Genomic DNA, 13,499 nt, shown 5'->3' with positions numbered 1-13,499 from the left:
GCCGATGGCGTGGACCTGAAGTCGCATAGCAGGGGCTTCCAGGCACACATCCTCACGGACTGAGACCCACAGCAAGTCGATCCGCACATTCAACGGTGATGCGGATCGTAGAAATCAAGGAGAGTCATGAGTTCTTCGAGCAATGCCGAGAGGAAGTCGATCCGCGCACAGCTGCGCAAGGTCGTCGCCGCCTCGATGGCCGGAACCGTCGTCGAGTGGTACGAGTTCTTCCTCTACGGTTCGGCCGCCACCCTGGTGTTCAACCACATCCTGTTCCCGCCGTCGGACGACCCTCTGACGCCGATTCTGGCCGGCTTCGCCACCTACGCGGTCGGCTTCATCGCTCGCCCCATCGGCGGCATCGTCTTCGGCCACTTCGGTGACAAGTACGGACGCAAGAAGCTGCTGCAGCTGTCGATCGTCCTTGTCGGTGCAGCCACGTTCCTCATGGGATGTCTGCCGACCTTCGACCAGATCGGGCCCTTCGCTCCGATCCTCCTCGTCCTGCTGCGCGTTGTTCAAGGCTTCGCCGTCGGCGGCGAATGGGGCGGAGCGGTTCTCCTCGTCGCCGAACACGCACCGGACAAGGAGCGCGGCTTCTGGTCGTCCTTCCCCCAGTCGGGCGTGCCCCTGGGCAACCTGTTGGCAACAGGCGTTCTCTTCGTACTCACCGCGACCCTGACCGACGAGCACTTCCTGTCCTGGGGCTGGCGTGTGGCCTTCTGGCTCTCAGCCATCATCGTCCTCATCGGCTACTACATCCGCACCCGTGTCTCCGACGCTCCGATCTTCGAACAGGTCCAGGCTGAAGAGATCGAAGAAGGCGTGGACTACGGAGTCAAGGCCGTCTTCAAGCGCTACCCGCGTGAGGTCTTCGCCGCGATGGGACTGCGGTTCGTGGAGAACATCCACTACTACATCGTCGTCACGTTCTCGATCACATATCTGTCGATCGCAGTCGGGGTCGAGGCGAATGAGATTCTGGGGCTCCTGCTCGGAGCTCACGCAATCCATGCCGTACTCGTGCCGCTGGTCGGCGCGATGGCGGACAGGGTCGGACGCAAGCTGCCCTATGGCATCGGCATCGTGCTCACCGCTACGTGGGGCTTCTTCGCCTTCCCGATGTACGACACCGGCAACGCTCTGCTGATCTTCTTGGCGCTGCTGCTGGGCCTCGTCTTCCACGCCCTGATGTATGCCGGTCAGCCGGCCATCATGTCGGAGATGTTCCCGACCCGCATGCGCAACTCCGGTGTATCTACGGGTTATCAGGTCACGGCAATCGTGGCGGGCTCGTTCGCGCCGATCATCGCCACAGCACTGCTGCAGCGCTTCGACTCCTCGGTGCCGATCGCGGTCTACGTTCTGATCGCCGCTGCGATTTCGATGGTCGCACTCCTGCTCACCCGGGAGACCAAAGGCATCGATCTGCGTTCACTCGACCAGGTGGACAAGGACCGTCGCCTCGCGGCGAAGCGCTGATCGGCACATCTCAACACTCGAATACACAACTGTGAGTTCGGTCTTCGGGCGGTTCCGATGAACATCGGTACCGCCCGAATGCACGACAGCGGACAACACGCTCGACTCACGACAACGATCGAAGGGACAGCAATGGTCGATCTCAGACACAAGCGCGCCCTCGTCACAGGGGGAGCCTCCGGCCTCGGCAAGGCGATGAGCGAAGCCTTCGCCGCAGCGGGAGCACACGTCATCGTCGCCGACGTCGACGCTGAATCTGCGCAAGCAGTGGCCGGCGACATCGGGGGTGAGGCGTGGACGGTCAACCTCGGCGACACCTCGGCGCTGGATGGAGTCGATCTCGACGTCGACATCCTCATCAACAACGCCGGCATCCAGCGGATCCACCCGATCACGGAATTCCCGCTCGAGGAATGGCGACTCATCAACACCCTCATGCTCGAAGCGCCATTCGTGCTCACCAAGTCCGCGCTGCCGACGATGTATGAGAAGGGGTGGGGCCGGGTCATCAACCTCTCCTCGATCCACGGCCTGCGCGCCTCGGCGAACAAATCAGCTTACGTGGCGGCCAAGCACGGGCTCATGGGATTGACGAAGACGACTGCACTGGAAGCCGGCCCACACGGTGTGACCTGCAACGCGATCAATCCCGGCTATGTGCTCACGCCAATGGTCAAGGGCCAGATCGCCGATCAGGCGACAACGAACGGCATCAGCGAAGACGAGGTCCTCGAACGGGTCTTCCTCGATCATTCTGCGGTGCCGAAGCTCGCCGAACCTGCCGACATCGCTGCGTTGGCGCTGTTCCTGGCCAGCGACGCTGCCGCCGTGATCAACGGCAGCGCACACAGTGTCGACGGGGGCTGGTCCGCCGCCTGACTCAGAGAACTTCGAGGACGCTGCGGACCCCCGCATTGCGCAGGGATTCGTGGCGGACCGAGGCCCAGTAGGAGACCGGTTTCGAGAACTCCTCGGGTAGCACCTGCACGAGACGGCTGTTGCCGGCAGCAAGGAAGTCGGGCAGGATCCCGATCCCGACTCCGTTCGACGTGGCGAGCACGTGCGCATGCACCGAGGTGGAACGGAAGAACCCCTTGCCGCGCGGCAGTGCATTGCCCGCCTCATCGAGGTCATCGACTTGGAGCGAGTTCTCGATGTAGTAGATGAGCCGGTGCTCGGCAAGATCGTCAAGCGTCATCGGCGTCGTGTGGGACTGCAGATATTCACGGGAGGCGTAGAGCTGGAGACGATAGTCGCGAATGTGCTTCGCGACGCTGCGTGGTGCCTCCGGCCTGCCGACGACGACCTCGATGTCGACACCCGAGCGGTACTGTCGGGCCCGCTGGGTGGCAGTGATGAGCTCGAACTGCAGACCGGGATGGCTGCGCTGCAGCTGGGCCAGGGCCGGTACCGCGAATTCAAGCGCGAAGGCCTGCGGGCAGGCCAGGCGGATCGTTCCGGACAGGGCGGAGCTGGCGTGAGCGTCGATGCGTCCCAGTGCGGATTCGATGTCCTCGGCCACCGGCAGCAGGTGGCGTCCGGCAGTGCTTAGCTCCCAGCCGTCCGGTGAGGCCACGAGCATTCGCTCGCCGTAGGCCTTCTCCAGCGCGGCGATGCGTCGGGACACCGTCGTGTGGTTGAGGCCCAAGCTGTGCGCGGCGGCCGTGAACTTGCCCAACCGGGCCACGGCAAGCAGCGTCAGCAGATCTTCGGGAGAGATCTGCGAACCGGAACCGCCAGGTGCATATGAAGCCATAGTGGTTCCATCCTATCTGCGTGCGCGCACATATCCGGTGCGGAATATGTGATTCTGCGCGACCGGTGTTGGTTCAGTGACTGGCGTACTGTGAGGGGAAACACTGCACCACCTGAAGAACATGATGCGAGGAGGCATATTATGTCGACAATTGGATGGGTCGGCCTGGGAAACATGGGTCGTCCGATGACAGCGAACCTGGTGAAGGCCGGTCACACGGTCAATGGCTTCGATCTCGTGCCAGAGGCCGTTTCCGCGGCTGCTGAACACGGTGTGACTGCCGTGGGCTCGATCGCCGAGGCGGTCGCCGGCGCCGATATCGTCTTCACAATGCTGCCCAAGGGTGAGCATGCCCGCACCGCTTACCTGGAGCCCAACGGTGTGCTGGCCAATGCCGACACGAAGACACTCCTCGTCGATTCCTCCACCATCGACTTCGACTCCGCCCGCGCCCTGCACTCCGAGGCGGCCAAGGCTGGCTTCCGCTTCGTCGATGGTCCGGTCTCCGGCGGCGTCACCGGCGCAGAAGCCGGCACGCTGACCTTCATGCTCGGCGGAACCGATGAGGATGTTGCTGAAGCGAAGTCCTTCATCGAGCCGATGGCCGGCAACATGTTCCATGCCGGTGGCGAGGCTGCCGGTCAGGCCGCCAAGATCGTCAACAACATGATGCTCTCGATCAGCCTGCAGGGCGTCGTCGAAGGTGCCGTCCTCGCCGAACGCTTCGGGCTTGACCCGAAGGTCTTCTACGACATTGCGACGGTCTCATCCGGTGACTCCTGGCCGCTGCGCACCTGGTACCCCGTGCCCGGAGTGACCGAGACCGCAGCTTCGAACAACGCGTTCAAGCCCGGCTTCGCCGCGGCGCTCATGCACAAGGACGTCGAGCTCGCCGTCGCCGGTGCTGAGACCCAGGGTCTCGACCTGCCGGCCGCGCAGCTTGTCCACGCTCAGCTGCAGAAGCTCGTTGACGAGGGCCTCGAGGGCCTCGACACCTCGGCGCTGATCAGGAACATCGACCCCAAGGCAGCAGGCCTGCCCGAGTAACTACTGGGCAATAGGCAACGGTCGGTAAGGGATGGTCGATCCGCCTGCGGATTTCGACCGTGACTTACCGACCGTTCGCCGTTGCGCGCCCCCTTGGCTCCCGTACCACGCCGGCTGTGCGCGTACGCCCCCGCCCTATGACCGCGACCTGCAACTTCGGCGGGGACATGTAAGACTGGAAGCATGAGTTCCCCAGGCACATCCGAACCACAGAACACACCGGAATCATTGGCCCCGGACGCCATTGCCTCCATCAGAGACAACCTCGACGAGGTGGCCACGCGTGCAGCGACCGCCGCCGAGGTGAGCGGTCGGACGAGTGCAGATGTGAAAGTTCTGCTTGCGACCAAGACTCAACCGGCTGCGACGATTCGAGTGGCGCTCGAGCATGGGTTCACCCTCATCGGCGAGAACAAGGTACAGGAACTGGTCGGCAAGGCGGACGACCTCGCCGACCTTGACCATGAAGCCCACCTCATCGGCCCTCTGCAGAAGAACAAGGTCAACCACACGCTGCGCCATGCGCACTGCATCCAGTCCGTTGACAACCTCGAACTGGCGACGAAGATCAACAACCGCCTCGACGTCCTCGACCAGAGCATGGACTTCTTCGTCCAGGTCAACACCTCGCGCGAGGACTCGAAGTCCGGGATCGCCCCCGATGAGGCAGAGGCTCTCATCTCTGAACTCCGGGGCCACTCACGGATGCGACTGCGTGGTCTGATGACGATCGGTCTGCCCGGACGCACACCGGAAGAGATCCGCCCAAGCTACGCAGAGCTGCGCGAACTCAGTCAGAAGCTCCTCGCCTCGGGAGCCATGCCCGCTGCAGCGACCGAGCTGTCCATGGGCATGAGCAACGACTTCGAACTGGCAATCGCCGAGGGGGCGACGATGGTCCGTGTCGGCTCCAGCATCTTCGGCGCCCGCGACTACTCCTGAACAAGGTCGCAGCGGGCGCCTCTACGTGACAGCGACTTGGGGTATTGGTCACATGATGACGCGGGGTCTCCCGCCGCGGCCCTGAATCTGTGAAGATGGAGCCATGAACGCCAGCTCGCAGGAATCCTCAAGCTCCGCCCACCAGGTCAAGGTACGTGCACCCGAACTCATCGGCCGCCGGTGGATGAACTCCGGAGGCAAAGAACTGAGCCTGGCCGACCTGCGCGGCAAGGTGATCCTGCTCGACTTCTGGACCTTCTGCTGCATCAACTGCCTGCACGTCCTTGACGAGCTACGCCCGCTCGAGGAGAAGTACAGCAAAGAACTCGTCATCATCGGCGTCCACTCCCCGAAGTTCGAGTTCGAACGCACCGTTGAGGCCGTCGACCAGGCGGTCGAACGCTACCAGGTCGAACACCTCGTCCTCGATGACCCCGACCTCGTCACCTGGCAGGCATACACCGCCCGGGCCTGGCCCACATTGGCCGTCATCGACCCTGAGGGCTACCTGGTAGCGACCCTGTCGGGCGAAGGCCACGGCGCCGGACTCGGCGAGATCATCGAAGGCCTCATCGTAGAGCACTCGGCGAAGGGCACACTGCACGCCGGCGATGGCCCATACGTGCCACCACCAGCACCGGAGACCGAGCTCTTCTACCCCGGGAAAGTCACCGCACTGCCCTCCGGCAACCTGCTCGTCGCCGATTCGGGACACCACAGCCTCGTCGAATACGACTCCAGCGGACAGACGATCATCCGCCGCATCGGCACCGGTGAACGCGGCGCAGACGACGGCGATTTCACCCAGGCGTCCTTCAGCGAACCCGGGGGCATCGCCGTCCTTCCCGATGACGTGGCTACGAAGGCCGGGTATCACCTCGTCCTCGCCGACACCGTCAATCACACCCTGCGCGGCATCAATCTCGAGACCGAAGCTGTGACGACGATCGCCGGCACAGGTGCGCAGCACATGGTCGGCGCGATCGACAACGTGGTCGGGGCCCACGGCGAACTCGGCCGCTACGACGGTCCCGGACTCGACGTGAAGCTGTCCTCGCCGTGGGACGTCCTCTTCGTCCCTTCCACCGCCGAGGTGGTTGTGGCGATGGCGGGCAACCACACCATCTGGTCGTTCAATCCCGAAACCGGGTTGATCCGCCTGCTCTCGGGCACAATGAACGAAGGACTGGCCGACGGCGACGCTGAGAATGCGTGGTTCGCGCAGACATCGGGCCTTGACCTCAGCTCTGACGGTGACGTGTTCATCGCCGACTCTGAGACCTCCGCGATCCGTCGCCTCGACCCGAGCACCGGAGCCGTGTCCACGCTGATCGGCGAGGGGCTCTTCGACTTCGGATTCCGTGACGGTCCCGCCGCTGAGGCCAGGCTGCAGCACCCCCTGGGTGTGCGGAGCCTGCCGGACGGGTCGATCGCGATCGCCGACACCTACAACGGGGCGATCCGCCGCTACGACTTCACCACGAACGAGGTCTCGACCCTGGCCCGCGGTCTGCGCGAGCCCTCCGACATCTTCGTCCTCGAGCCGGCCGCCCCTGGCGAAACCGCCGACCCCGGCGAAGCCGCCGACCCCAGCGCCGTGGGCGTCGATGCAGCAAACGTGAGCGAAGCCGAACTCCTCATCGTCGAATCCGCCGCGCACGCCCTGACCAGAGTGAAGCTGCCCAAGGACGCCCAGCGAGTCGACGAGGGTGCGCTCACCAGCAAACGACCGTCGACCGAAATCGCCTCGGGGCCGGTGGCAGTGAGTGTGAGCTTCACCGTTCCAGCAGGTCAGAAGTTGGACGAGCGGTGGGGAGACCCCACGTATCTGCAGGTCTCGTCGACACCACCGGAGCTCATCGTGACCGGCAGCGGAAGCGCAGAGGGTCTGAGCCGGGGCATCGTCATCAACCCGGAACTCGAATCCGGGGTCCTGCACGTGACCGCACGGGCCGCCGCCTGCGACGGTGAACCCGGAGGCGAGATCCCCCTGCATGCCGCATGCCATCTGTACCAGCAGGACTGGGGCATCCCCGTCGACCTCGTCGCCGATGCACCTGCTGAGCTCACCCTCGACCTCCGCGGCGCCTAAGGCCTGCGAAGCGGCCCGCAGACTGCTCGTCATTGTGGACTTGCGTGCGAAAATCGCGAACTTCTCGCACGCAAGTCCACACTGACGAGGGGCTTCGTCCCGCCCGGTGGTCGCGGTCAGCACGTCCCGGCGCTGAGGTCCCGGCGCCGTGCCCTCCGCAGCCTGCTCGCGGCTGATCTGCTATTTCACGGTCACGTCGCCGAGGCGGCGCGGATCGAAGCGGACCTGCGAGGACTTGACGACGACGGAGCCTCCCATGACGAAGGAGAGCGTCTCGTCGAAGTCATGCTCGGCCGCCGTGACGATGTCGCGATAGCGTCCCTGGATGCGCACCTCGACCGTGGACGGTGTGAGTTCGAGGTCATTGCCCGAGGCCGACAGGCTGACCTGTGGTTCGCGTGTCAGCGACCACTTCACATCGCCGAGGATCTCGTTGTCAGTCTCGTAGCCGAACACGCAGTCTGAGGGGAATAGGGTCTTCGACTTCACACACTTCTGCAGATGCTCGGTGACCTGCTCGGTGACAGCCTGCTCCAGCTTCGCCGTGGGTTCGGGCGACAGTGCGATCTGGGCGGTATCGGTCGGTGCGGTGACCTCGGCGCGTTCTGGCTTCGACTTGAGGTAGGTCGCATCGAAGCCGACGAGATAGGTGGCCGGGAACAGTACGGGAACCGTTCCCGCGGCGACTCCGTAGCCGTTGACCGTGGCCGTTGATGACCCTTCGACCTGCAGGTCGAGGCTCGGCCACTTCTCCTGCTCGATCGCCCACCGGTCGAACAGTCCGGCAGTCGCCGTCAGCTTCACCATCGACAGATCCACCGTCCGCGTCTGCGACGACAGAACATAGCTCAGCGAGACCTTCGCATGGTCGCCGTCCATCGAGACCGTCGTCGCCTCAGCATCCCGTGGCAGGTCAGGGGCGGCGGCGAGCACATCATGATTGAGCGCCAGGGTCGACGACGGGGTGGGGGAGGCGAGGTAGGAGAACGCACGCTCGGCGTTGGCGTCCTCGATCGCCGAAATATAGGCTTCAGCGGCGCGGGCAGGAGTGTAGACGGTGAGGTTGAGGAGGGGAACTGCAGCCGCGGTGAGGACGATGACCAGGAGCGCCGAAATCAGAAGCCTGCGCGAAGTTCGCATTGCTTCTCCTGAATCGGTGGGGGATGAAGGAATTTCAGTGTAATGCCAATTGCCCGCCATCCGACTTCATGAACTGCCGGCACACGGATCAGGGGAGTCGGAAGCGTGCAGGTGGGGATCATTCCACCGGGTAGGCGTGCAGTGCCGAGGTATCGACCTCGACGAACACATGGGTGCCGACCTTGACGGCGGCACGCAGGGCGGCGATCGACTCGCCGAGGCTGGGATGGAGCACGCCGAATCCGCTCTCACCCCCGCAAACCCCGGCCAAGTCGGCCAGGTCCACGTCGAGGGCGAGACCCATCTCCGTGTCCACCGGTGATAGCTTCGCCTGCAGGCAGGAACCACGATCGCGCAGTCCGATGACGATGGCTTCGAACACCGTCGCCGAGGTGAACGCCGCGTCGTGTTCGTCCAATGACAGGAGCGCACTGCGCCACCCGAGGGTGACGAAGACCTTCCCGTCGAGTTCGGTCCGAGCCTTCACCGCAGAGTGGCCGATCGACAACCAGCCCTTGCGCGCCAGCCCGGAATAGACGTTGACCCCGCTGAGCTCGGCAGGCAGCGAGCCCCTGGGCTCCGTGACGACCTGTTCCAGTGTGCCGAAAGCGACGAGCTCGCCTTTTTCGATATCGGCCACCCCCGCCTCGGCGACGGTGAAATCGGTCAGCGTATTCGAGGTGAAGACGATTCCACGGCCGTGTGCGGCGGCCAGGTCGGCCAGACGACCGCGCAGGCCTGCCCGCGCATGGCCGGGAACGGATGCGAAGGGGTCGATGAAGGTCAGCCACGTTGAGCCGCTCGCCCATGCCACGGCCAGGCCGAGTTTCGCACGCTCACTGGCATCGAGTTCGCCGAGCCGGCGCCCCAGCAGTTCGGGTTTGATCCCGAACTCCGTGCACGCCAGAGCCAATGCCGCCTCCCCAGATCCGGCATTGGCCTTGCGAAGATATGCTCTGACCCACCTGCGCACACGCGTGAGGCCCGCACGGAGTCCGGTCGGGAACTGCGGTGGAGGTGCGACGTCGGAGCGCGCAGCAACGGACAGCACCACCTCAGTGGTGCTGTCCGCGCTGCCCATGAGACCGAGCATTGTCCCTGCTCGGAGACGACCAAGATCGATCTGGTGTCTGCCGAGGTGCAGCCCCGCTAGGGACAATTCATCGTTCAACGGATCTTAGAACTCCGCAGGATCGTCGGAGGCGGTCATCCGCCGACGAGTGATGACGACAGCTGCGGCACCCACAACGAGGAGTCCGACGCCGAGCGCCAATCCGGTCATTTCGGTACCGGTGCGGGGCAGGTCACTGCCGCTCTCTCCGCCCTCATCGACGGAGGTGCCGTTGGTGACGACGGTGAAGCTGCCGCCTTGTGGCCTGTCAAAGCTCTCGGCCTGGGCCCGCACATTGTACGTTCCCAGCACAGCCTTGACCTTCGCCTGCACGCCGAACGTCGCCTTGCCCTCAGAGTCGGCTTCCTTGGTCATCGTGTAGCGATCGACCTTGCCCTGAGCATGTTCGACCGTGATCGTGATCTTCTCACCGGGCTGAGCGCCGGTGATGCCGAGCTTGATACCCTCGCTGAGGAAGTCCTCGGAGCTGATCTCGGTCGGATCGATGATGAGTGCCTGGGTCGCAGTGGTCGCGCCTTTCTTCTCACCTTCATCGGTGCCTGGGCTGGTCGGAGCGGTTGCCTCCGGGGTGTTCGACTCGGGAGTCTCGTCGGTCGTGCCCGCGGAATCGCTGGTGTCTTTGGAGCCTGAAGTGTCTGCGGATGTGTCTGCTTTGTCGTCAGACTTTTTGTTGGTGTCTTTGGAGCCTGAAGTGTCTGCGGATGTGTCTGCTTTGTCGTCAGACTTTTTGTTGGTGTCTTTGGAGCCTGAAGTGTCTGCGGATGTGTCTGCTTTGTCGTCAGACTTTTTGTTGGAGTCTTTGGAGCCTGAAGTGTCTGCGGATGTGTCTGCTTTGTCGTCAGACTTTTTGTTGGAGTCTTTGGAGCCTGAAGTGTCTGCGGATGTGTCTGCTTTGTCGTCAGACTTTTTGTTGGAGTCTTTGGAGCCTGAAGTGTCTGCGGATGTGTCTGCTTTGTCGTCAGACTTTTTGTTGGAGTCTTTGGAGCCTGAAGTGTCTGCGGATGTGTCTGCTTTGTCGTCAGACTTTTTGTTGGAGTCTTTGGAGCCTGAAGTGTCTGCGGATGTGTCTGCTTTGTCGTCAGACTTTTTGTTGGAGTCTTTGGAGCCTGAAGTGTCTGCGGATGTGTCCGCTTTGTCGTCAGACTTTTTGTCGTTGTCGTCCGGCTTCGGAGCAGCGGGCTTCCGAGCTTGCTTGGAATCTGTGGGGTCCCCGCTCGGCTCTTCCGTCTTGGTCTTGGTCGGAGTCGAGGTGGCGGTCTCAGACGGCTCCTCGGTCTTGGTCTCGGATGGCGCTGGGGCCGGTCCGGTTGCAGGGGTGCAATCGGGGCCCTTGGCGTCTTCATCGATGTCCGAGGCAGTGGGCACGACCTCGAAGGAGACCTTCGAGGAGTCCTTCTCGGTCTTCTCATCGGTGAGGTAGAGCGAGTAGTTGCCCGCAGGGACCTTGGCGTTGTCCGTGACAGAGAAGAAGTAGGTGCCCGACACCTTGCCCTTATCGTCGACGGTCAGCTTGGTCTCCGGCGAGTACTTGGACCCATCGGTGCCGACGACCGTGACGGTCGCCTTGTTGTCGGCGGTGAACCCGGTGCCGGAGAACCCGATGCCCTCCTTGCGATCCGCGATGTCGGCCCGGGTCACCTGTGCATCAGACAGTGTCGCCTGCGGGTCCGAGCTGTCGGGAACCTTGGAATCGGGGTCGGGTGATTGCTGCGCGTCATCATACGCACAGAGTGGGCCTGCCGGCACCGTAGCGGACTCTGTCGCTGCGAACGCGGGAGCGCCAGCAAGACCTGTCAATGCAACGGCTACTGCGGGGGCAAGCACAAGACGCGAGGTCTTCACAGTAATGCCTTTCGATTGTTGTCAACCCACGAAAAGCGATGGAACTCCCGGCATTCCTTGGCTTAAGAAGAGGAAGGCACCATCGTGCTCGGGTTCGTACAGCTCCCAACTCTAAAGCATTCACTGATGCCTATGGGGAGACACACGGGAGAAAACCAGCAAAAACAGCATGTATTGTTACCGATTTGTTACCTGATTCCGCGTGTTGCGGTGACTGTGAGGCTTTTCGCTCCCTCACAAGCGCAGCTCACTGCACTCCTGCGCCCTGGGCGACTACCATCGGATACGTGACTCTCCTTTCCGATCGCGACATTCGCGCCGAGCTCGACTCCGGACGCATCGCCCTCGACCCCTACGACCCTTCTCTGATCCAGCCCGCCAGTGTCGATGTGTGTCTGGACCGCTATTTCCGTCTGTTCGACAACCACAAATACCCGGTCATCGACCCGAGTCTCGATCAGCCCGAACTCACCCGCTTCGTCGAGGCGGCTCCGGGAGAGCCGTTCGTGCTGCATCCGGGCGAATTCGTGCTCGCCGCCACGCACGAACTCGTCACCCTGCCCGATGATGTGGCCGCGCGGTTGGAAGGCAAGTCATCACTGGGACGCCTCGGGCTGCTGACCCACTCCACGGCCGGTTTCATCGATCCCGGGTTCAACGGTCACGTGACACTGGAACTGTCGAACGTCGCGACTCTGCCCATCACTCTGTGGCCGGGAATGAAGATCGGCCAGCTCTGCTTCTTCCGTCTCAGCTCGGCTGCCCTCAACCCCTACGGCTCGCAGGCCACCGGCAATCGCTATCAGGGCCAACAGGGCCCCACCGCCTCCCGTTCGCATCTCAATTTCTATCGGAGGGACGTGTGACCACTCGTCGAGAGCTGCGGATGCAGCGTGAGGCTGCCGAGCGCGTCAGTGACACGGACGCCTCGGCGGACCTGCGCGGTTTTCATCTGCTTCTCCTCGACGACGGGGTCGAGGTCTCCGATGTGCTCGCACTCGTGCACAACAGGCTTCCCGATGTCGCTCCCCGTCTGGACGACAATCGTCAGCTGAAGCTGAGCCGACATTCGCGTCTGAGTGAGGGGGTCGACCTCGATGCAGCCACGATCGCCGCGCTCGAGCTGCCCGACTGGGCTCGTCACGCGGTTGTCATCGACTGCCCCCGGGACCGTGAGCCGGTCCCGCCGCCGGACTGGTTCAGCGATGCCGACGGGCTTCATGAGGCGTTTCCGGCAGGGCTGCCCGACCGGGAGGAGGAGCGGATGCTCAGCCTCATCCTGGCCATCGCGTCACGCCTGCACACGGGCGTTCGCCTCGCCGACGAGGCGGACCTGCCGACTCGGGTCATCGTGCCTGACCCGGAAGCGAAGATCGACCTCTATCTCTATTCGTCCTATTGGCTCGAGCCTGACGTTGCGCTGTCCCTCGTGCGCAAGCACGCTCCGCATGCCTTCCAGCAGGCGCTGCCGACGCCCGACGAGGCGGTCCTCGCCCAGGCCACGATCGACGATCCGCTCTTCGACGCCTCGGCGCCGGTCATCCTCGATGGCTATTCGCTCCTCGTCCCCCTCGGGGAGATCAGTGAGGCGGCCGGCATCATCGAGGTGCGGGTGTCGGAGGCTGACTGGGTGCCGCCGATCATTGCCAAGCATCGTCAGACGCCGCTCATCGAGTACCACGTGCATTGGATGGATGCGAAGTCCCAGCGCTACCAGCCGATCCAGACTCGACGGTTTCGGCGAATGCGCAACGAGGTCGCCGGCCTCGTCGACAGCATCGGAGCAGAACTGCTCATCGGCTGTGACGGCACCGGCTTGGACGAAACCGGGTTCCTCGTCACGAGCAGCCAACTCCGCAGCTGAGGCAGGCTCCTGCCCAGGCCTGTGGGCTGGGCTCGCCGAAGAGTCGATTCCAGCCCCACTGAGGGCCTTGTTCCAGGGTTGGCGAGTGTCCCGATTCGAGCAGAACCTGGGGGGAATCTGAGCGGAATGTGTTCATCATGACTGCCGTGAACGGCCTCGGTGATTGGGAGGTACGCAGTCTGTCATGAGAAAATAGTGGTGA

Annotated in this window: 11 protein-coding genes; 7 read left to right on the top strand and 4 right to left on the bottom strand. The window is 63.4% G+C overall.

The genetic code is table 11. From position 1 onward, the window contains the following. The first annotated feature begins 126 nt into the window (after positions 1-126). Both AAFP32_RS15675 and AAFP32_RS15670 read left to right on the top strand, forming a co-directional pair. Positions 127-1,482: an MFS transporter gene (locus AAFP32_RS15675; protein WP_350269919.1), complete on the top strand. Its 1,356-nt coding sequence runs from the start codon at positions 127-129 to the stop codon at positions 1,480-1,482. Between the two features lie 132 nt (positions 1,483-1,614). Further along, entirely contained in the window at positions 1,615-2,361 is a 747-nt protein-coding gene (locus AAFP32_RS15670; protein ID WP_350269918.1) for a 3-hydroxybutyrate dehydrogenase, read from the top strand. Between the two features lies 1 nt (position 2,362). On the opposite strand, the gene AAFP32_RS15665 is transcribed toward AAFP32_RS15670, so the two are convergent. Further along, entirely contained in the window at positions 2,363-3,238 is an 876-nt protein-coding gene (locus AAFP32_RS15665; protein WP_350269917.1) for a LysR family transcriptional regulator, read from the bottom strand. Between the two features lie 141 nt (positions 3,239-3,379). Here AAFP32_RS15665 and mmsB point away from each other — a divergent pair, with 141 nt between their 5' ends. From mmsB to AAFP32_RS15650, 3 genes are all read left to right on the top strand, one after another. Further along, the gene (gene mmsB, locus AAFP32_RS15660) at positions 3,380-4,285 is read left to right on the top strand and encodes a 3-hydroxyisobutyrate dehydrogenase (RefSeq protein ID WP_350269916.1); all 906 of its coding nucleotides are present in this window, start codon (positions 3,380-3,382) and stop codon (positions 4,283-4,285) included. Positions 4,286-4,468: 183 nt separating this feature from the next. Further along, positions 4,469-5,227 (top strand): YggS family pyridoxal phosphate-dependent enzyme, encoded by a 759-nt coding sequence (locus tag AAFP32_RS15655; RefSeq protein ID WP_101620532.1) that lies wholly within the window; start codon positions 4,469-4,471, stop codon positions 5,225-5,227. A 103-nt stretch (positions 5,228-5,330) separates the two neighbouring features. Continuing rightward, on the top strand, positions 5,331-7,319 hold the full coding sequence (locus tag AAFP32_RS15650; RefSeq protein ID WP_350269915.1) for an NHL domain-containing thioredoxin family protein: 1,989 nt from the start codon (positions 5,331-5,333) through the stop codon (positions 7,317-7,319). A gap of 180 nt (positions 7,320-7,499) precedes the next feature. Here the strand turns inward: AAFP32_RS15650 and AAFP32_RS15645 are convergent, their stop codons facing one another. From AAFP32_RS15645 to AAFP32_RS15635, 3 genes are all read right to left on the bottom strand, one after another. After that, positions 7,500-8,459 (bottom strand): hypothetical protein, encoded by a 960-nt coding sequence (locus AAFP32_RS15645; protein ID WP_350269914.1) that lies wholly within the window; start codon positions 8,457-8,459, stop codon positions 7,500-7,502. Between the two features lie 118 nt (positions 8,460-8,577). Next, the gene (locus AAFP32_RS15640) at positions 8,578-9,540 is read right to left on the bottom strand and encodes an ABC transporter (protein WP_350269913.1); all 963 of its coding nucleotides are present in this window, start codon (positions 9,538-9,540) and stop codon (positions 8,578-8,580) included. Between the two features lie 96 nt (positions 9,541-9,636). Next, positions 9,637-11,337, bottom strand: coding sequence for an LPXTG cell wall anchor domain-containing protein (locus AAFP32_RS15635; protein ID WP_350269912.1), 1,701 nt, complete (start codon positions 11,335-11,337; stop codon positions 9,637-9,639). Between the two features lie 383 nt (positions 11,338-11,720). Between AAFP32_RS15635 and dcd the strand changes: the two genes are divergently transcribed. Then, a complete protein-coding gene (gene dcd / locus AAFP32_RS15630) occupies positions 11,721-12,299 on the top strand; it encodes a dCTP deaminase (protein ID WP_101643958.1) in 579 nt (192 codons plus the stop codon). Continuing rightward, on the top strand, positions 12,296-13,297 hold the full coding sequence (locus AAFP32_RS15625) for a hypothetical protein (RefSeq protein ID WP_350269911.1): 1,002 nt from the start codon (positions 12,296-12,298) through the stop codon (positions 13,295-13,297). The genes dcd and AAFP32_RS15625 overlap by 4 nt, the downstream gene beginning before the upstream one ends. The last annotated feature ends 202 nt before the right edge of the window (positions 13,298-13,499 follow it).

Source organism: Brevibacterium sp. CBA3109, from assembly GCF_040256645.1.
GTDB lineage: Bacteria > Actinomycetota > Actinomycetes > Actinomycetales > Brevibacteriaceae > Brevibacterium > Brevibacterium koreense.
This window is presented reverse-complemented; position numbering and strand designations above follow the sequence as displayed.